Annotated in this window: 21 protein-coding genes; 15 read left to right on the forward strand and 6 right to left on the reverse strand. The window is 70.2% G+C overall.

The genetic code is table 11. The features are described 5' to 3' along the window. Positions 1–151 precede the first annotated feature (151 nt). Together QMF80_RS30150 and QMF80_RS30155 are read left to right on the forward strand one after the other, a co-directional pair. Entirely contained in the window at positions 152–1963 is a 1812-nt protein-coding gene (locus QMF80_RS30150; protein WP_283458966.1) for a hypothetical protein, read from the forward strand. Then, on the forward strand, positions 1963–2793 hold the full coding sequence (locus QMF80_RS30155) for a DciA family protein (RefSeq protein ID WP_283458968.1): 831 nt from the start codon (positions 1963–1965) through the stop codon (positions 2791–2793). The genes QMF80_RS30150 and QMF80_RS30155 overlap by 1 nt, the downstream gene beginning before the upstream one ends. Before the next feature lie 23 nt (positions 2794–2816). Here QMF80_RS30155 and QMF80_RS30160 read toward each other — a convergent pair whose 3' ends face one another. Beyond that, on the reverse strand, positions 2817–3437 hold the full coding sequence (locus QMF80_RS30160) for a hypothetical protein (protein WP_283458970.1): 621 nt from the start codon (positions 3435–3437) through the stop codon (positions 2817–2819). A 377-nt stretch (positions 3438–3814) separates the two neighbouring features. Between QMF80_RS30160 and QMF80_RS30165 the strand changes: the two genes are divergently transcribed. Beyond that, positions 3815–4033 carry a hypothetical protein gene (locus QMF80_RS30165; protein ID WP_283458972.1) on the forward strand — a complete coding sequence of 73 codons (219 nt, stop codon included), beginning with the start codon at positions 3815–3817 and terminating at the stop codon, positions 4031–4033. Continuing rightward, positions 4023–4502: a hypothetical protein gene (locus QMF80_RS30170; protein WP_283458974.1), complete on the forward strand. Its 480-nt coding sequence runs from the start codon at positions 4023–4025 to the stop codon at positions 4500–4502. Before QMF80_RS30165 ends, QMF80_RS30170 begins: the two co-directional genes overlap by 11 nt. A gap of 109 nt (positions 4503–4611) precedes the next feature. Here QMF80_RS30170 and QMF80_RS30175 read toward each other — a convergent pair whose 3' ends face one another. After that, positions 4612–5049, reverse strand: coding sequence for a hypothetical protein (locus QMF80_RS30175; RefSeq protein ID WP_283458976.1), 438 nt, complete (start codon positions 5047–5049; stop codon positions 4612–4614). A gap of 535 nt (positions 5050–5584) precedes the next feature. Here QMF80_RS30175 and tap point away from each other — a divergent pair. Both tap and tpg (QMF80_RS30185) read left to right on the forward strand, forming a co-directional pair. Then, the gene (tap, locus tag QMF80_RS30180; RefSeq protein WP_283458978.1) at positions 5585–7813 is read left to right on the forward strand and encodes a telomere-associated protein Tap; all 2229 of its coding nucleotides are present in this window, start codon (positions 5585–5587) and stop codon (positions 7811–7813) included. 3 nt (positions 7814–7816) lie between these two features. Beyond that, positions 7817–8377: a telomere-protecting terminal protein Tpg gene (gene tpg / locus QMF80_RS30185; protein ID WP_283458980.1), complete on the forward strand. Its 561-nt coding sequence runs from the start codon at positions 7817–7819 to the stop codon at positions 8375–8377. Between the two features lie 66 nt (positions 8378–8443). Here the strand turns inward: tpg (QMF80_RS30185) and QMF80_RS30190 are convergent, their stop codons facing one another. Both QMF80_RS30190 and QMF80_RS30195 read right to left on the reverse strand, forming a co-directional pair. Next, the gene (locus tag QMF80_RS30190; protein ID WP_283458982.1) at positions 8444–8923 is read right to left on the reverse strand and encodes a hypothetical protein; all 480 of its coding nucleotides are present in this window, start codon (positions 8921–8923) and stop codon (positions 8444–8446) included. 423 nt (positions 8924–9346) lie between these two features. Beyond that, complete coding sequence (locus tag QMF80_RS30195; RefSeq protein WP_283458983.1) at positions 9347–9841, reverse strand: hypothetical protein; 495 nt, start codon at positions 9839–9841, stop codon at positions 9347–9349. 209 nt (positions 9842–10050) lie between these two features. On the opposite strand from QMF80_RS30195, the gene QMF80_RS30200 reads away from it, so the two are divergent. From QMF80_RS30200 to QMF80_RS30240, 9 genes are all read left to right on the forward strand, one after another. Continuing rightward, positions 10051–10332: a hypothetical protein gene (locus QMF80_RS30200; protein ID WP_283458985.1), complete on the forward strand. Its 282-nt coding sequence runs from the start codon at positions 10051–10053 to the stop codon at positions 10330–10332. After that, entirely contained in the window at positions 10329–11033 is a 705-nt protein-coding gene (locus QMF80_RS30205) for a restriction endonuclease (protein WP_283458987.1), read from the forward strand. The genes QMF80_RS30200 and QMF80_RS30205 overlap by 4 nt, the downstream gene beginning before the upstream one ends. Positions 11034–11582: 549 nt before the next feature. After that, complete coding sequence (locus tag QMF80_RS30210; RefSeq protein WP_283458989.1) at positions 11583–12218, forward strand: hypothetical protein; 636 nt, start codon at positions 11583–11585, stop codon at positions 12216–12218. Positions 12219–12405: 187 nt separating this feature from the next. Beyond that, positions 12406–12990, forward strand: coding sequence for a telomere-protecting terminal protein Tpg (tpg, locus tag QMF80_RS30215; protein WP_283458991.1), 585 nt, complete (start codon positions 12406–12408; stop codon positions 12988–12990). A 104-nt stretch (positions 12991–13094) separates the two neighbouring features. Further along, the gene (locus tag QMF80_RS30220) at positions 13095–13862 is read left to right on the forward strand and encodes a hypothetical protein (protein ID WP_283458993.1); all 768 of its coding nucleotides are present in this window, start codon (positions 13095–13097) and stop codon (positions 13860–13862) included. Next, positions 13859–14119, forward strand: a complete 261-nt coding sequence (locus QMF80_RS30225; protein ID WP_283458995.1) for a hypothetical protein — start codon at positions 13859–13861, stop codon at positions 14117–14119. The genes QMF80_RS30220 and QMF80_RS30225 overlap by 4 nt, the downstream gene beginning before the upstream one ends. A gap of 744 nt (positions 14120–14863) precedes the next feature. Beyond that, complete coding sequence (locus tag QMF80_RS30230) at positions 14864–15280, forward strand: hypothetical protein (RefSeq protein ID WP_283458997.1); 417 nt, start codon at positions 14864–14866, stop codon at positions 15278–15280. Positions 15281–15334: 54 nt separating this feature from the next. Then, positions 15335–15601 (forward strand): hypothetical protein, encoded by a 267-nt coding sequence (locus QMF80_RS30235; protein WP_283458999.1) that lies wholly within the window; start codon positions 15335–15337, stop codon positions 15599–15601. Continuing rightward, the gene (locus QMF80_RS30240; protein ID WP_283459001.1) at positions 15601–15999 is read left to right on the forward strand and encodes a PIN domain-containing protein; all 399 of its coding nucleotides are present in this window, start codon (positions 15601–15603) and stop codon (positions 15997–15999) included. The genes QMF80_RS30235 and QMF80_RS30240 overlap by 1 nt, the downstream gene beginning before the upstream one ends. A 545-nt stretch (positions 16000–16544) precedes the next feature. Here QMF80_RS30240 and QMF80_RS30245 read toward each other — a convergent pair. Further along, positions 16545–17030 (reverse strand): hypothetical protein, encoded by a 486-nt coding sequence (locus QMF80_RS30245; protein ID WP_138895005.1) that lies wholly within the window; start codon positions 17028–17030, stop codon positions 16545–16547. Next, entirely contained in the window at positions 17027–17674 is a 648-nt protein-coding gene (locus QMF80_RS30250) for a helix-turn-helix domain-containing protein (protein WP_283459004.1), read from the reverse strand. The genes QMF80_RS30245 and QMF80_RS30250 overlap by 4 nt, the downstream gene beginning before the upstream one ends. Positions 17675–18565: the final 891 nt, after the last annotated feature.

An 18565-nucleotide genomic window follows, 5' to 3' on the forward strand; every position in this document is an offset into this window, starting at 1 on the left:
GCCGCCTGTTGCAGGGTCGGCGGGTGGATCACGAAACAGCTGCAAACGGGGGTGTCCGCTTTGGCGTGTACACCTGCCCGATGGCTACTCAGACGACGTTGGGAAGTTCGGCTTCTGCGGTGTTCACCGCTCCTTTCGGGGCGGTGGGCCGATGAGCGCCCTGGCGGCGGCCGCCGCCCTGGTCCCCGCTCAGCGCTCGTCCATGTCCCCTGTCGCGGCCAACGCTGCCCAGACGGTGCGTCGCCAGCGGGTGCGGGTGCCGATGCGGCTGGTGTCGTCGCCGTTCTACGCGGACGTCGCGCTGTCGGTGTACGTGAAGGTGGCGGCACTGGCGGCTCGGCCGGAGGGATGCGAGGCACGGTCGGCGACGATCGCCTCCTACCTGGGGTTGTCGGTCGCGTCGGCGGAGCGCGGGATGAAGCAGCTGACCCGTCCGGGACCGGACGGGATCGTGGAGCTGCGGTCGCACCGTCGGACCCTGCCGGGCGGCAAGGGCCAGTCCGCGCTGCGGAGGGTGAGGGCGATGACGCGGACGGAGAAGTTCGTGTGGCTGCCGGTGGCGGCCGCGGAGGACCTCACACCCCGGCAGCTGCGCGCGTACGCAGTCATCGTGTTCGCGGAGAAGATGGGCATCGCGCTGACCGGGGGAGAGCTGGCGGACTACCTGCGCCACCACTCGGGGAGGAAGGCCGGGCAGCCCATCTCGGCGGCGGCGGCCAGTGAGGTCGTCGACGGCCTCGAGGCGGCGCGATGGGTGACGGTGCAGCGGCGCGCCGGCTTGCAGGGCCGTCACCGCTACATCGCCCACGACATCGCCCCCGAGGCCGTCGTGAACGCTGGCGAGCAGGTTGCGGACATGGCGCCGGAGGAGGTTCAGGAGGGCGCGGAGCAGCCTGTGGAAGGTGTGGCTGACGGGGCGGCATGTCCGTTGGTTGGTGAGGGATCGGGTGTGCGGGTTGGTGAGGGATCCCTCGCGAATAAGGAACTACCTAGGACTGACTCACCTGATGACGAGGGCGCACTCATCTCACCCGCCGTAGGCGAGGTACAGGTAGTTGAGGGCGCTGAGGTTGTGGAAAACCCGGCTGACGCGCAGGCGCGTTCGGAAGGCGAGGGTGGTGTCGCGCTGCGCGCGGGTGAGATCAGCCAGCCCTCCTCGAAGCCGAACGGCGAAAAGCGCAGCAGCAAGGGCGGGGGGTCGTCCCGGTCGTCGTACACCGGACCGCAGCTGGCCATGAGCCCCGAGATCTATGCCGTGCTGGAGCCGGTCCACGTGCTGCTGAAGCGTGTGAACAACGACTTCGTCGTCCGGAAGATCGCCCGCGAGGTGGGCCGTCAGCTGCGCGAGGGAACCGTTGCCGACCGTCTCCACCACCGGCTCACGGCCCGCCTGGCCAAGGTGATGATCTCCGACATCCGCGACCCCGGCCGGTGGCTCCTCGGGGTGGCCCTGCCCCGCTGGGGCTGCGGCCACCAGGACTGCGAGGCTGGCATCATCTGGCGGACCGGCGCGGCCTGCGAGCTGTGCGCCGAGACCGTCCAGGACCGGTACGCCGCCCGCCAGCGCGAGCAGCGCCTGGAGCAGGGCCTGTGCCCCCAGCACGGCACCCGGCCCGGCCCGTCCGGGCACTGCGCCGACTGCGAGCTGGAGACCGCCATCCGGCGCCCGGCGCGGGTTCCGGCTCCCCGGGAGCCCGAAGGCCCGCAGCGCTCCTCGTGCGGCGGCTGCGGATGCGTGATCTTCCTGACCGGCCGGGCCGTCGACACCGGCCTGTGCAGGATCTGCCGCGAGGAGGCCGACGCCCTGGCCGCCGTCGAGCCCGCGGCTCCCGCTGCGCCGTCGGTGCCGGGGACCTGCTCCGGCCGTGACGGTGAGACGCTCTGCACCCGCAGGGCCCTGCCGACCCGCAGCGTCTGCCTCACCCACCGCTCCCAGGAGCTCGCCCAGGAGGTGGTGGCGTGATGAGCCAGACACCCCAGCCCAGCGGCGTGGACCTGGCCCGCGTCGCGCTGCGGGCGGCGCGGGAGGCCGCGAAGAAGACCGGCGCCCGAACGGCGAAGGGCAAGCCGCGGCCGGCCCGGACGGTCCGGCGCGACGGCCGCGCCCCCATGGGCCTCGGCGAGGCGTTCACCGCGCTCATGGCCGAACGCGGCTGGGACATCCCGGCGGCCGGCGCCGGCCTGTGCGAACGGTGGGCGGCCCTCGCCCCCGACCTCGCCGAACACGTCGCGGCGGTCGGCTACGACGCCGAGCGCCGGGAGCTGACGCTGCGCCCGGACTCCACGACCTGGGCGACGAAGGCCCGCCTCGAGGCGCCACGGATCATCGCCGACGCCAACCGGTCCGCGCGCACCGACGCGGTCCGTACGGTCCGCGTGCTGTCACCCGGCCCTCTGCCCGCGCCCAGCGCGGCCGCCGACCCGGCCCCGGTGAGGACCCCGGCCCCGCAGGCGCCGGTGCGCACTCGGGAGACAGCGGCGGCCGGCTACCACCGCGCACTCGAAGCCCACCAACAGGTTCACACGCAGCGGCAGCCAGACCCGGCCATCGCAGCCGCGGTGGAGCGGCAGAACCGGGTCCTTCGGGAGGCGAGCCGCCGCGCGTTCCCGGAGTCGGAGGCGGCCCGTGACAAGCAGCCGGCACCGATCGATGCCGCCCTCGCTCAGCGGCGCCGTGACGCCGAAGCCGTCCGGCGCAGCGCGCTGCACCGGGCCCGAGCCGAGAGGGCCGGACTCGCCCAGCTGCCCGTCCGGGTCCCGACCGCCCCTCACCCGCTGGAGCAGACCGGATGAGCAACTGGTCCACCAGGTGCTGCTCAGGGGCTGGTGGTGCGGTCACTGAGGTAGCGCTGGTCGGCGGTCCTTACCCGACGCCGTTCCTTGTCCAGACGCCACTCCTGGACACATGCGTGCAGCACGCCAAGGATGACGAAACCGAAGGCAATGCCAGCCCCGATATGCGTGACCTTCTCCATCGCTGTCGAGTCACCCGTAGCTGCAGGTCCTCCAGCGGAACCCGCTGTGGCGCTGGCCACGAACGCCCACACGATGGTGGCCATGACGCCGGCCGCGCACCACAGCGTGGCCACGGTCATGGGGCGTCGCAGACGCCGTTCGGTAGGAAGCCCCAGTTCTGTACGCATCGCCCGTACTTCCGAGTCGTCGCGTCGCATCGCCACCTTCTTGGCGACAGCGCACGCGATGGACCCCAGACCCAGCGGTGTGGCCAAGTAGAAGAAGATGAGGGGATCGACGGGCAGTCGCAACAGGACCGTCGACATCACCGCGAAGCCCACGCATGCCAGTGCCCCGGACATCGCGTCCCATTTCCGGTTCCACAACTGGTCGGCACCGTTGCGCCAGATTCTGCGGCACCGCAGCACCATCCAGACCGCGCCTGCCCAGATCGCCGTGCACATGACCACTGCCGCCACCATGGGGTGGCCCCCCTCCCTAGGCACCAACACCAGCCGGCCAGGATGCCCAGCCGCAGGTTCGCGGCCCCCGCCTGGCTGGCGTTGTTCAGGATGCTAGAGGAGCCCCGGCGGCCCGCAGCTGGTGGCCTCATCCGTAGTGCCGGTTCCCTGCATCGGGGCCTTCACCCAACGGGTGAAGGCCCTCTCTTTTCCCCAGGCATCCCGTCGGTCGTCAAGCACGGCGAGGACAGGCCGCGCCTTCGGGTGAACACGGGGCTGGCAGCCGATGCGGGGGCGGTTTCCTCAGCACACTCGCGATCGTGACCGCTACGACACCGAATGAGCCGGGCCGCCCCGGTCAGGACCCTGACAGCGCGCCCCTTCCAACGGGGGAGACGGTGTCCGGTACGGGCCGGGTGCGGCTTTCGACGTGGCTGTGGCGCTGGGTGCTCGCTCCGAGGACGACGTGGCAGGCTCGCCGCCTGGCGGCCGACTTCGGCCCGGGCATGGACGCGCGCACCGCCTGGGTGATGGCCCGCCTGGCACGGCACCCCGACGAGCACGGCTACGCGATGCACCACCTGGACCCGGCGAAGAACACTCCTCGTGACGAGTGATTTCCGCACCGATGGCCTGATCACCCAAGAGCAGGCATGCACCAACTTCCGCCGCATCCTGGACGCGGCCCGCGAACGCAGGGACCGTGACCGGGCCCGCGATGTGCTCCCGCCCCAGGTCGAATTCATGCTGCGCCGCCTCGAACACAAGCAGCACACCCAGCCCGCCCCCCACGCCACTGACGCGGACGTCGTGCTCCTGCACCTCGCAGGCCATTGGTCATCCCCAGCGGCGCCCTATACGTCCCTGGTGCGGCTGGCAGAGGCCACCGGACTGGTCCTTGCCGCGCTCCGCGATGCCCTGACCCACCTCACCGCCGCTTCAGAGGTGCAACTGTCCCGCGGGAACTCGCCGGCGCCGGTCAACCCGATGGACGTGCCCAAGACCGCCGGCTTCGAGGTCCTTGCGGACTGGCACCTGATCAACCACAGACGCCCAGGCCCGCAAGCACAGTCTTCTGCGGGGTGAGCCTGCCCGGCGGATCCCGGGTGAGGCGTCCTCACCCACCACCTCACTCGCGACGGCGGCCGCCGCCGGTAGACGCACCGCGCTTCACCGCCGGTACGGGCGCTGCAGGTCAGACAGCCGCCGTTTGGCCGGTGGCGGCACCGCTGCGCTGGGCGGCGTCCCACTCGTCCAGGGCTGCGCGCACCGCGGCGGCGTCGTCGGGCTCGGTGCCCGTGTGGCCGGCGTACCAGCGCAGGTACGGCCCGGCTCCCTGGAGCAGGCCGGATCGGGGGTGCTCCTGGACCAGGCCGCGGTGGGTGCCGGGGGAGGAGAGGTGGTTCCAGGCGTCGAAGCAGGGGCGGTCGGCGACGGGGATGTGGCCATCGACGAAGGAGTCGTCACGGCTCGTGCAGCGCCAGGTCGTGCCCATGGCGCACGCCCGGCAGGCGAGGGTGCCGACCATGGCGGGGAAGCGGCGCTGCCATTCCGCGTCCAGTGCGAACACGTCGCCGGTGGGCGGGATGTTCTTGCGGCACAGGCAGCAGCTGATGCGGAACGCGACGGACACGGCGGAGCTCCCAAAAGGCCGGCGGGGCAGGACGGCGACAGCCTGGCACCCGGCCGCGCGCCGGGCCCGGAGCCATGCCGACCGCGCCGTCGCCGTTGCGGCTGCCCGCAACAGTGCAACGCGACCTTGCAACACCCGCTGCAACAGACCCTTGCAACAGGCCCCGTTGCGCCTCTGACCTGCGACAACTCCCGTGTGACCGAGAGCGGTTGTTGGCGGATCATGCTCGCTCCGCCGCAGGTCAGAGACATGCGAAGGAAGCCAGTTGGCGGATCTTGAGGGTGATAGTTGGCGGAACACGTCACCGGAACCTCCCAGCACCCGAGGATCGCCGCAGAGCAGCGCGTTGATCGTCGATCGCGCATCAAGATCCGCCATCTACTGCGCTCGTCCGCCAAGTACGAACCTCGGTCGCATCCCGTTGCACGGCCCCTGTCACCCCCGTGTTGCACCGCACCATTCGTGAGCGATTCATGCGCGATCTATGCGCGATTCATGAGCGACTGGGGTATGATGGTGAGTGGAGGTGACCTCTGTGTCCACGGATGAGAACGAGCTGTTCGGCGCGGTCGATGCGCTGCTGGAGCAGGTCGCGCAGGATGAACTGCCGGCCCCCGCAGAGCGCAGGCGGCTGCGCGAGGCGGCAGGGCTGAGTCAGGATCAGATCGCCAAGGTGTTGCAGGCCCGCCGTGAGGCGGTGGGGAACTGGGAGACCGGCCGGACCGAGCCGCGGCCGCCGAAGCGCGCCGCGTACGCCCGGCTCCTGGAGGGCCTTGCCGCGCGCTTCCCGTCCCCGGCCGCCGCCGCGACGGCGCCTACGTCCTGGTACGGGCAGACGAGCACACCCGCTCTCGACATTCCGTCCCCGCCCGCCCCTACCGCCGTGGACACTCCGGTGCCGGAAGTACCGGCGGCCGTGAAGACCCCGCCCCGTCCGGCGGCGGACACCAAGCCGTCTACGTCGTCGCGGCGCCCGGGTGCGAAGAAGGCCGTCGCGAAGCCCGCGCCCGCTCGGGCCGCCGTCGACCCGCGGTTCGAGAACGGGCCGCTCGCCGTCCTCGACGTCGAGGACGGCCAGGTCGTGGCGTACTGCGTCGGCGGGCTGGTCCTCGACGTGCCCGCCAAGACCCTGCCGGCCCTGGTCGACTGGACGCTGACCGAGGCGAAGCTCGGGCAGGCCCGCCTGCACCGCAGCGGCTACGACGCCGACCCGATGCTCGTTCTCACCCCGGCCGCGCTGGAGCGCTACGGCCTGCCCACCGCCCTCACGCCGGAGGAGCGCAGCGCCGGACGCCTGGGCGACGGTCATAAGGTCATCAAGCAGGTTGAGCGTGCTGGGCTGGAGCTCACCAAGCGCGGCTTCGGTGCGTGGACGCGGATCTTCTACCGGCCCGAGGACGGCAAGCGGCGCTGCGTGCAGCTGTGCATTCCGGCCTGGGGCGCGCTGCCCACGAGCGAGTGGGACGACAAGAAGGACCCGCAGTTGCCGACGATGTCGGCGGCGGACCTCGCGCGGTTCCTCGGCTCGTACGCGGAGCGGGTGATCACGCCGCGCGGCTTCACGGCGACCACCGGCCTGGCGCTGATGACGGCGCTGCGCCCGCCGACCCGCGCGGAGAAGGACGAGGAGACCGGCACGTTCGAGCGGGCCTTCAACGCCGACGCCCTGACGCAGGTGTATCCCGTGGTGGAGTGCGAGGTGCCCGACGAGCACCCGATCCTGAAGGGGAAGTGGCCCCGGCACCACCAGCGGACCCCGGACCAGATGCTGATGGAGGAGCCGTTCAGCTGGTGCAGGGAGCTGACCGACGACGAGTGCTTGAAGCCGTACCTGGTCGGCATCGACGTGAACATGGCGTTCGCCGCCGCCGCCAACAGCCTCGTCGTCGGCCTGAACGGGCCCACCCACCTCACAGGCAACCCCGCCTTCGACAAGGCGCTGCCCGGCTCGTGGCTGGTTGACCTCTCCCACGTCGACCTCTCCCGCGCCCGCGTGGGCGGCCGGACCATCGACGGAGACCGGCTCCCCTCCCCGTTCACGCCGTCCGGGGAGCGCCCCACCGGGCCGGCCTGGTACGCCACGCCGTCCGTCGCGTACGCGGTCCAGCTCGGCTTCGACGTCGCGCCGCTCGAGGCGTACGTGCGCACCGAGACCGGCCGCTACCTGGACCCCTGGTACGACCGGCTGCGCGACGCCTACCTGGCGACGATGGCCGACCTCGGCGTCACGCCGGGCATGGACGACGAGGAGTTCCTGGAGGCGATGGCCCGCGTGAAGGACGGCGACCCGGCGCTGAAGCTGCTGCTGAAGGCGATCAAGGCGACGGCGAAGGGCGGCATCGGCAAGCTGCGCCAGCGCAACAGCCGCGGCGAGGTCCCCTTCTACGAGCCGTGGCCGGCCCTTGAGCGTGAGACGTGGCGCCCCGACATCCGGGCCGCCGTCCTGTCCACCGTCCGCGTCATCATGCACCGCAAGATGATGAAGACCGCCGCCGCGGCCGACATTTACCCCGTCGCCATCGGCACCGACTGCCTCGTCTACCCCTCCAACGGGCCCTCGCCGATCGACCTCCTGCCGTACGCGCCCGACGGCAAGCCGGTCACCGGCACGTTCCGCCTCGGCGTCTCGCCCGGGATGGTCAAGCACGAGGGCACCCAGACCGTGCTGTGGGCCGAGGAGCAGTTCGAGAAGAACGGCGGCCTGTTCAACATCGCCCGGAACATCAAGAACGGCGGCCGCGAGGCCGACGACGACGGGGAGTAGAAGATGACCGGCTCACTCGGGGACAGCCTGGACCGCGCCCTGGAGAAGGTGTTCACCCGCCCCGCCCCCAAGAGCGCCCAGGCGCAGATGAAGTACCTGGTCAAGCAGCTCAAGGGGACCAAGGCGGCCGCCGCCGCGCTCGGGGTGTCACAGCGGACCGTGGAACGGTACGTCAAGGGACAGCTCAAGCGGCCCCGCCACGACCTCGCCGCCCGCATAGAGCGCGAGGTCAAGAAGCGCTGGCAGCCCCAGCTGAGGGCCAAGGCCAAGAAGAAGGCCGCCTCCACCGACGGCCTCGTGCTGACCACCACGGCCCGCTTCGGCTACACCGCCGACGACAACACCACCGACGAGGCCCGCCTGCGCGCCCTGCCCTCACAGGCCCTGCCCCCGCAGTACGCCGAGGCGCTGTTCACCGCCCGAGAGAACGGCGCCAGCGAGCAGGACCTCCTGAAGATCGCCGCCGAAGCCCTGGGCCAGGTGTACTTCCGCGACGGCGGCCGCCGCGCCCACGGCCTGAAGGTCGAGTTCACCGACGTCCAGGACATCCGGATCGACCTCTAACCCGCCACGCACCGGGACCTCGAACTGCACCGGCGGTTCGAGGTCCTGGTCGTGTGCAGGGCCGGGTCAGCTCCCGCTCTCGTCAATGCCAGCCATAACGACCTGTCGGTCGATCACGCGAGCCGCGCCGTAAGCGGAAGCAGTGAGACAACTGCTGGCCCGCACGAGATAGCGGAAGTCCTGCCCGCGGGCTGCCCACAGAAGCAGCTGCGCAGCCTCCACAGCCCGGTAGGCAGCGTCGACGAGCGCGCCAGACGGCTTCGGCTCGTGAAGCATGGGGGAGTCCAGATAGGGCACCAGGACGTCCTGCTGTGCCGGGCCGATCAGGGCAGCCACCTCAAGGAGCTCACGCACATTCATGAGACCGGATTCGAGCTCGCCGAAAACATCACGGCCTGTCGAGAGCGCCTCCCGCGCTGTACAGCGCGGGCACCCGTCTTCGCTGCATCGGTGCGCCTCGACAGTGATGGCCGGAGCAGGCGGAGGCTTGTACGGCTCGCCGCGGTGGGGCAGTCGGGCAGACATGTGTCCGAGGTGGTCGATCATTGCTGGTCCATGGGTAGGAACGGACGGTTGAACGAGGCGATGAGAGCGGCACGCCCGAAGGGGGCCACTCCGCGCTGATAGGCCGATGTGCTGACACGTCCACGATGGCCCCGGCACCCCCGCTGATCTGGCGCTGGTCACTGAATCGGTTCAACGGATTCGCCCTCGCGAGGGGCACCAGTCATCGGCCTGACAACGGAGAAGGTCGACGAGCAAACGGCCCACTGCCGCAACCGCGGGCGATCGCCTACGTCTCATGAGGGTGGCGCGGAAGGCAAAACCGCCTGCACCGGAATCGGCGACGTGCGAAAGCTACGCGTGACTGGAGCACGCTGAGCTGCGGACGCCACCCTTTTACCCGACACGTGCCAGGGCTCCGGACTGCAAAGGCAGTTTGGAGCCCTGGCACGTGTCGCCCCCGGATCAGGCGGCAGCGGCTTGTTCGTCGGCCAGCGCCTTGCGGGCTTGCTGCCAGCCTTCGTACGTGGCGGTGTGCAGCATCTCCATCCGGGCGAGCGTCTTCGCGATGTCGTCCTGCTTCATCGCGCTGTTGGCGAACTCCAGGAGCACCTCCACCATCGCGTGGTTCTTCCAGAGCCGCAGTTCCGCCTCGCTCACGAGCTCCGGGCCGCCGGCCATCATCAGGTCGACCAGGCGCTCCCGGGCCCGCCACTCCCGCTTCCGGTGCCACCAGCCCGCGTCCGGCAGGTTCAGCTTCCGCACCCTGCGGATCTGCTCCACCAAGGCCCGGATCTGGCCCTCCTGCTCCGGCGTCCACTCCTGCCCAGCGCCGCCGGAAAGCGCCCGGACCGCCTCCTGGGCGGCTTGGCCGCCTGCGCCCGCGTCATCGCTGCCCAGCGCCTCCACGGCCTTCCTGAGCGCCGCTGCTGCCGCCTGTGCGTCGTCGTGTTCAGACACGCTTGTCCCCTCTCCTTTGGACGCGCAGCCTGCCTGGTGCCCCACGCTCGGAGCAATCCGGCGTTCATCTCCACAGCCGAACCCGTGCTGAAAACCCGGGATGACCTGATGATCACTAATAGTTGATGAACGGTGACGAGGTGTCAGTGGTGGGTGCTTTCATTGGTCAGTTGTGCAGGGAGGCACAACCTGACTGATGAGGGGGCCGAGTGCCGTCTGTCGTGGAGCACGAGCGCAACGGATTCAAGGTTCGCGCGCACTGGCGCAACCCGGCGGGGTCGAGCAAGCAGGTGATGCTCCTCGGGTTATTCGTGTTCGCCGCGTTCGTGTTAGGCAGCAAGCCGATGGGCGGGGCTCCTGGGGAGCAGCAGCCCGTGCCGGAGTCGACGGTGTATCCGATCAAGTGGCCCGGCTGGGATCAGCCGGTGGTGCGGCCTCAGCCGACCGTCTCCTACCCGATCGTCTTCCCGAGTGCCGGGGCTGGCCGGTGAGCCGGCGCCGTCCCGCCCGTAGGACCAGTCGAAGCCGGCGCCCCCGGCGGCGCAAGGACTCGGGCCTGGAGCAGCTGGCGCTGATCGGCCTGCTCGGCGTAGTCGCCCTGAGCCTGGTGATGGGGGTCCTGCGCTGGCTGGCCGCGCATCCCTGGATTGTGGTCCTCACGCTGCTGGCTGCGGCCGCCGCGGCGGCGACCTGGTGGTGGCGCCGCAGTGAAGCGGCACGTTGGGAGCAGATCAAGGCGCAGGGGCTGCGGTACGCGGTCGACCAGCTGGACCGTCTGCACCACCGGCAGTTCGAGTTCGCGGTACGCGACCTCATGCACCGCGACGGCTGCCAGGACGCACAGCAGGTCGGCGGCCGCGGTGACAACGGAGCCGACGTGAAAGCGACCGACCCCTACGGCCGCCGGTGGGTGATCCAGTGCAAACACAAGAGGGACGGCTGGTCCGGGAAACCGGTCGGCACGCCCGACCTGCACGTCCTCAACGGGACCGGCCGCCAGGTCCACGGCGGTGATGTGCTGGTCATGCTGACCAACGGCCGGATCACCAGCAACGCGGTGGACTTCGCGAAAGATCAGCGCCTGCACCTGGTGGACCGCAAGCTCCTCGCCGAGTGGGCCGCCGGCTCCCGCCCCCTGTGGGAACTGCTGCGCCAGATTCCCCCGCCCCGCAAACCGTCCTCACTGTCCTGATCTCGGGCACACACCGACGGACAGGACTAGGACAGCTGCTGGCTGACCTGGCCGCCGGCGAGGACACCGCAGCCCTGCTGTACCTCCGCGAGCGGCTGTACGCGACGCAGTGACCTGCGGCCGGTGCGGCGGCGATCACGTCCGGCCGGGCAGCGATGCAGCGCCCAGCAGCTCCTCAGCGGCGCGGGTGATGAAGCAGCGGTGCGCTTCGGGTTCGGGCGGATAGATGACCGGCGGGCATGCATGACCCCCAGCCTCTTGGGACCGCGCAGAACGGGCACGTCGAGGCAGGCCGTACGGGGCGTCGGAGTGCGGCCCCCGTCGCGGCCCTGATGGCCGAGGCCGCACTCCGTACGTCGAAACTACCGGGTACCGGATCGAGCGCGAGAGCCGTTTTCGCTGGCCGGGCAGGTGACTGCGGAGCATCCGGATCGTTGTGCCGAGCGCTCATCGGGACGTTGGCCCCTTCCGCTCGGCGGCAGCCCCCGCCGGACGCGCCTCCTTCGCCCGTGCCGACCCCGGCGACACCGAGCCCCCGAAGACAGGACCATGACCCCGCCGTACGCCACCGAGAAGCAGCTGCTGGCCGCACTCGCCGCCCTGGGCATCGACGTCCCCGACGACCTGGGCTGGAGCAGCCATGACGCCGAGCTGCGCCCCGCCGCTCTATGGGCCCTGCTCTGGCGCTCCGCGGGTGCCGGCTACGAGGAATCCGTCGCCGGCCCCGGCCACGCCCGCGCCTACTACACCGGCCCCTGGGCGTGGCCCCTGGCCGAGGACCAAGCCTGCCGCGCCTGGTTCGAACTCGGCTTTGCCGGCGACCGGCTGGACTCCCTCACCATGACCGTGCCGCCCTGGTCGATCGGGCTTCCCCACCAGGATGCTCCCGACGACCCCACGGCAGCGACCAATGGATGGGCGTACGCCGCGAGCACCGCCGTCAGCCTCGCGCGGGCCCTTCTCGGTCCACTGCGGTGGATGTCGTCCGAGTGGGCCCCAATTGCCATCTCCCAGGCTGGCTACGCGGTGCGCCGCCTCCAGGCCATCCTCGAGGAACTCGGCGACGCCACCGCACACCCCCGGTGCGAGCACTGCGGCGGCCTCCAACGCATGGTTGCCGCTGTCCCCGAGTGTCATGACTGCTTCGTCTCCGAGCCGGCCCCCAATACCGGGGCCGGCGAGTAGGCGGCAGCCAGCGGGCGGGGCGCCCTCCGCCGGTTGCCTCCAGGCAATCGCAGTGTGCGTGTGCCGTACTTCCGGTTGCCCATAGGCAACCCGGGCCGACGAGCCCCTCTCCGACAGCGCCCGGGGGGACAGCGGACTGGCGCCTCGGCGTCCCGCATCCACAGGCCAGGTCGCTTTTCATACAGTCATGAGCAACGACAACACCGCAGCGCGGGCCCTGCTCCGCGACAAGCTCCTCGACGGCCTGCGACGCGCGGAGCGCACCCTGTTCACCCGTCCCGCGCCGAAATCCGCGCACGCTCGGATGAAATTCCTTCGCACGCGCGAGGGCACTTCGAAGTCCCTGGCGGAGCGCCTGGGCGTCTCCCGCAAGACGGTGGACCGCTACCTCTCCGGAGCCACGAAGAAGCCGCAGAAGCGCCTCCAGGCCGCCCTGGAGCAGGAGACCGAAGCGGAGTGGCAACCGCAGGTCAAAGCGCAGGCAAGGCAGCGCGCGGCCACCTCGGCGGGGCTCGTCATCTCCACCACCGCCTACTTCGGGTTCGGCTCGGAAGGCTCTGACGCAGGCCGGATGCGGGACATCCAGGTCGCCGTATCGCCCTCCCACGCCGCCGCGATCCTCGCCGCCAGGGACACCGGCGCGACGGACAGCGAGCTGCACGACCTCGTCGCTGAGGCCATAGCGGACGCCTATTTCCGCGTCGAAGGCGGCGGACGCGCGGGCCTGAAAGTACGAATCGAGGCAGTCGAGCGGTTGGATATCGCGTTTTAGCCACGAGGAATTCACCCCTGCTATAAACCTGGAATGACAGCCCGCCGTCGTGTACTCGGGCGGCGGGCTCCCTTTTCGTTTCCGTGGTGAAAGCGAGATCCCTGATGAGCACGACCGATGGCTGGCGGCGGCGCCGCGTCCCCGACGCCCGCGCCCAGGGCCCGCGCACGCCGATCGACCCGGCGAAGATCGGCCGGTCCTCGGTCCGGCGCCGCGCCCGGGGCATGACGCACGGCGAGGCCGTCCAGGCGCTCGCCGATGCCGAGCTGGACGCGCACCTGGACCGCCGGTACGAAGAGGCGGCCGACCACAGCAGCCGCCGCGCGGCCGAGCTCGCCGAGTGGCGGCGCATCGGGCAGCTCCTCGCGGTGACCGGCGGCCCGTACGACCCAGAGGACGACGTCGTCGTCCAGGAGGAGCTCGCCGCCGAAGCCGCGGCCGCCGAAGCCCGGGAGGCCGAGCAGCGGGCGGCGGCCCGAGTCGCCGCCCGCGCCGATCAGCTCCAGGCGCTGCGAGAGCGGGGCACCCTCGAGCAGACCGAACCCCGGGAAGGCGACGAGGCCGCCCGCGACGAGCTCACCCGCCGCGCCGGGTCGTACGTACAGCTGGACATCGATGCCTGGCTCGCCCGCGCCCTCGCCGCCCACCGCGGCCACTACGCCAACCCGGCCGCCCGCGAAGCCGCCGCCAGCCTGTTGCACCCGCCGGTCCTCGCCCACGCCGCACTGCTTGCCGCCCTCGCCGAACTCGTTCCCGGCGCCGACGTCGACCAGCTGCCGTTCGCGGCCCGGCTCGCCGCCGCCGACTCCGAGGCCGTCGGCGAGCTCGCCGCGTTCCTCACCCGCGCGCTCACCGCGGGGAGCCCGGCATGAACCACGACCAGGAGGTCGTCGCCGTCTGGGAGGAGCACAGCGACATCGGCCACCACTACGAGGAACTGCGCGCTGATGGGACGGTCGACGCCTGGACGGAGCCTCCCTTCGGCGAGACCCGGTACCCCGGCGAGGACGACCCCGACCACAATCCGATCTGCTCCTGCCCCAGGCAGTGGCCGCTCGCCTTCTGCCTGGAGTGCGCCGGCTGCGACATCTGCGGGCAGTGCCCGTGCAGCCGCCCGCGCCTGCTGTGAGTCACCCGGAGCGACAACAACACCCCTCACAGCCTGCCGCGCACCAGGCTGTGAGGTCACGGCAAAGTGCCCTCGTATGTCCTATTGGCCTATGTGGTGGCAGCCTGTTTTCCCAGGCGGCCAGGATCGTGAGGGTGTTGTGAGCCGGGGTGTGTGGGCACCTGTCACGCTCACCCAGCGTCATATTCGGGGTGTCACGCTGACTGTCACGCTCGCCGCGCTCCTGGGCACAGCCGAATACCTTATGTCTGGATTGGGTATTTTCTAGAGGCCGTGAGGGCCCTCAGAGCCGTTTCCGGGGCTCGGAAAATTTCAGCGTGACAGCGTGACAGCGTGACACCTCACCTGCTGCACTCTCCCGGCGATCACTGACCTGTGCCATCGAAGATGGGACGTGTGCCACTGAAGTTGGACCGAATGCAGTTCGTGACAACGAAGACGGACCGCCGCAGGTCAGGGTGGGTGCGCCGGGGCCGCGAGAGATCATGGGCGGTGCGGTGCGAGGTCTCATTGATGAGGACGATCCAGCGGTCATTCCGGGACCGACTGAGCGCCGGGCCACCGCTGCGAGGGAGGTTCCGGCAGCGCACTGACCTGGGGCGGTCCATCTTCGCTGTCACAAACGCACGTTGGCTCAACTTCAGTGGCACACGACCCAACTTCGCTGGCACAGGTCAATCACACTCCGTCCCCAGCCCGGCCGGAGCCGGCGCACGCCTGGCGGCGGGGGAGCACCCTGGAGGTGTGCATACGAAGGACGTCGGGGTCGGCCAGACCTACCGCTGCGAGGTGCCGCACTCGCTGCCGCTCCGCCGGTACCGGCCGGAGACGATGGGCGACTCGTGGTGGGCCCTGAGCTGGCTGCGCGGTACTCACTTCCCGCTGACGGTCGTGGACATCGACCCGCAGACGCGGACCGTGGAGGGACTGCGGGTGGCTTCCTCCACCCGCGTCACGGTCGACCTCACCGACGACCAGGTCCAGGCCGTCGGCCTGCCGCCCGGCCGCGGCTACCAGGTCGCGGGCATGCTCCTCGACGTCGAAGGCGAGCCGGTGGAGCTCCCCCGAGCCGTCTCCCTCACCGTCCCGATCCGCTGGCTGCACCCGACCGACACGCCGGCCTCCTCCGGTCACCATGACGCCTCCGTCCGCAGCGGCTGAACTGCCGGCGCCGAAGCTCTCCCACCCCTCCTCTACTCGCAGTAGAGTCGGAGGATGGCAGACGAAACGAGCATTAAGGTCAGCGCCGCAACACGTGACCGCCTGGCCCTGCTGGCAGCCGAGAACAACACCACGATCCGCAACCTGGTCGAGGCACTCGCCGAGAGCCGGCCCACCCAGTCCGAGTTCGAGGAGCGCGCCGCCCAAGCCCGCGCCGAGCTCGCCTCCATCCTGGGCACCGTGCCCAGCGCAGAGGCCGAGGCGAAGGCCCGCGGCCTCCTGGAGCGCCTGGGCGCCAGCCAGGACTCGGCGGCCGCGTAGTGGCGGCCATCGCCGTCGTCCTGGACCACACGGCCGCCACCGCCCTGCACGACCCCAAGGACCCGTTCAACGAGGCCGTCGCGGCCTTCTACGTCCAAGCCTCCGGCGGACTCGGCACGCTCTACGCCCCGGTGCTCTCGCTCACCGCCGGCGACACCGAGCGGCCCGGCCTGCTGGCCTACATCCACGGACTCCGGTTCATCGAGATCGAACCGTTCGACACCGCGGCCGCGCTCGCCGCCACCGAACTGCTGCACGCCGGCCACTCCTGGGCGGCCGTGCACGCCATCCACGCTGCCCGGCCGAGCGCGAACTTCCCAGCCGGCCGCTACCTGCTGACCCTGACCCCCGAGGCGTACGAGAACACCGGCATCCAGGCCGTCCACCCCGGCCAGTAACACGACGTCGCCGAGCAGGGCCCCGATCGCCCTCTGATCGGGGCCCTGCTGTGTCTGCTGCACGGTGCAGCAGAGCCGGGGGTGAGGGGCAGGGGGCGGTGCTGCTCGGGAAGCCGGAGAGCGATGACACTGCACGGCCGGTCCAGGTGGGACAGGGTGCTGCTCGGGTGGCAGGTGGTGCTGCAGAAGGCAGCAGGACGTGTAGCAAGCGGTCGTTTGATTGCTGCATTCTCGCCCGCGTGACCTGCGCGTTTCCCGCCAGCGGGAAGCGTGTGCACGGATCTGACATACGCGTCCTGTGCAGCGACCGGGCGCCACCGGGCACCTTTCCCCAGTGGGGGAACGATTTCACCGGGTTCCCGTCGCGCGGTCCTGCGCCCAGCCGGGAGCGGCCTCCCCTGTTCACCCGAGGGCGTGAGAAGCGCGGTTCCACCTGCGGGTTTCCCCTCCAGGGGAACGATGTATCGCGCCCCGCGCACACGAAGGCGGCGCTGCACCCTGAAGCCGTTGGGGTGCAGCGCCGTGGTAGCGGAGGCTGGCGGGAGTCAGTGAACGCGCTTGAGACGGGTCGGCTTGGTGATGGGTGTGACGTTGCCCTTGGCCTTCGCTTCCGCCTTGCGCGCCTTCTCGTCCAGGTGGAGCTGGAAGCGGCGCTCGTACTCGTCCTCGAAGTCGCCGACGTCCAGCCGCATGTCCTTCGACAGAGCCTTGATGGCTCGCTGCTGCTCGCGGGGGTCGTTGAAGGCGGCGATCATCGGGTGGAGCTGGAAGCGTCCGCGGCGGACCACGGTGACGAGCCGGGCGGCGACCAGGTGGGGCATGGCCCGGCTGATCATGCCGCGCTCCATGGCGAGGCCGGCGGAGATTTCGTCGTGAGTGGCGACCACGAGGCCGCCGGGCTCCTGCTCGGTCATCATGTGCAGCAGCAGGGTGTAAGCGGTGGGAGGCAGCCGCGGCACGTACGCGAGACCGTTGAAGCTGCCCCACAGCACGTTGCGCCGCGGCGCCCATTCCTCGGCAGCGGACGTCATGACGTGGCCTTCCCTTCCCCATCCGACTCCTTGGGCACTTCTAGTTTCGCGCCAGGAGCAGCCATCGCCCGGAACGCCTCGGGCGCGTCCGGGTCCTCCAGGATCTCGCGCAGCAGGTCCAACTGCTCCACCCTGTCGCTCATACCCGCCTTGGAGCGCTTCTTCTCGCCCTTGCGCGGCTCCTTGAGCCCTCCCCGCAGCGACGCGGCCGGGTTGAGCTGGTACAGGCCCCTCTGGAGCTTTCGGAGTGCTCCGTCGGCCTCCAGGACGTTGAAGACCCGGCTGATGTGGGGGCGGCTGTACCCGAGCGCCTCTGCGACGTCCTCGTGGATGGCCTCGATCAAGCCGCCGGGCTTCTGCGATCCCATGAGGGTGAACAGCACCACGAGCACGAACCGGTCGTCGTCGTATCGGACGGCAGCCCAACGCATGAACTCCAGGCTGTCCATGGAGAACGCCTCGCCGATGAACCCCGTGCTGGAGCCCACTGGGAAGACCTGGGCAGCGTGGCCGGTGGGCAGCTCGATTGTCGAGCCGGAGGACCGGTTGTACGCGGTGGGCGGCGGCTTCGGGCGCCGCCGGCGACGGGACGGCGCGTCGGGCAGCTGCGGCGCTGCGCTGCCGTCCAGGGGCCCTGAGCTCATGGGGTCGCTGTCTCCTTGATCGTCGTGACGTCAAAACCATAGCGACGTCCGTGGCAGTAGTGCCACCAAAACGCAGCAGCACCGACACGAAAGTCGCCCGAGCGTCAGCCCAGGGCTGACCTTCAGCTCCGGACGGGTGTCGACCGGCAGCTGACACACCGCACATCGTTTCGTGGCACTACTGCCACGAAACGATGTAGCTGGGTCAGGACCTGCTGACATTCCGACCGAGTTATGTCAGTCCAGGGCTGACATAACTTCCGGAACCCGACCCCCTGACCTGCGAAAACGTGCGACTCTTGCTCTTAGAGCGTGCGCGCGCGTGATACCGGATCTCCGCAGCGTGATCAAGCACCGCCACGCTGTGGATCTGCCCATCGGCAACTGCGCCAGAGCCTGCCGGTCGGATCCCGTCGTGGCGCGCGCGAAGCCGCGCGCGGCCCGGTCTGCCCCGTTCGCATCACCACACGCAATCGAATACCACCCGAACCATTTCGGCTAATCACCCGCGAACGCCCCACCCACATTTCCCACGTCCATTGTGGTGCCGTTGTTCATCAACCTCGCCTTTCCCTTCCTTAGTCACTCCCCCATATTCCGTAATTTGCGAACCTCTCTACTGCTCGGGGAGGTGGCGGAGTGTCATTCCAGTATTAATCTAGCTCCTAAATTTGACGCACACTCTCCATGCCTCCACTCTCCCGCGCCCCTACCTATGTTCGACCCGACACCCTCTCCGATAGCCCGTCACCCCCTCTCCTCTTGCTGCCGCTTGTGCCTTACCCCCATCCGGCCTGATGGCTGGTCTACTGCCTGCCTGGTCTGGGCCCGTGCGGAGCGCGGGCGGTGGCTGGAGCGGAGCGGAGGCCACGGGCCGGCCGGAGGCCGGCC

The organism is Streptomyces sp. G-G2, assembly GCF_030063135.1.
Classification (GTDB): Bacteria; Actinomycetota; Actinomycetes; order Streptomycetales; family Streptomycetaceae; genus Streptomyces.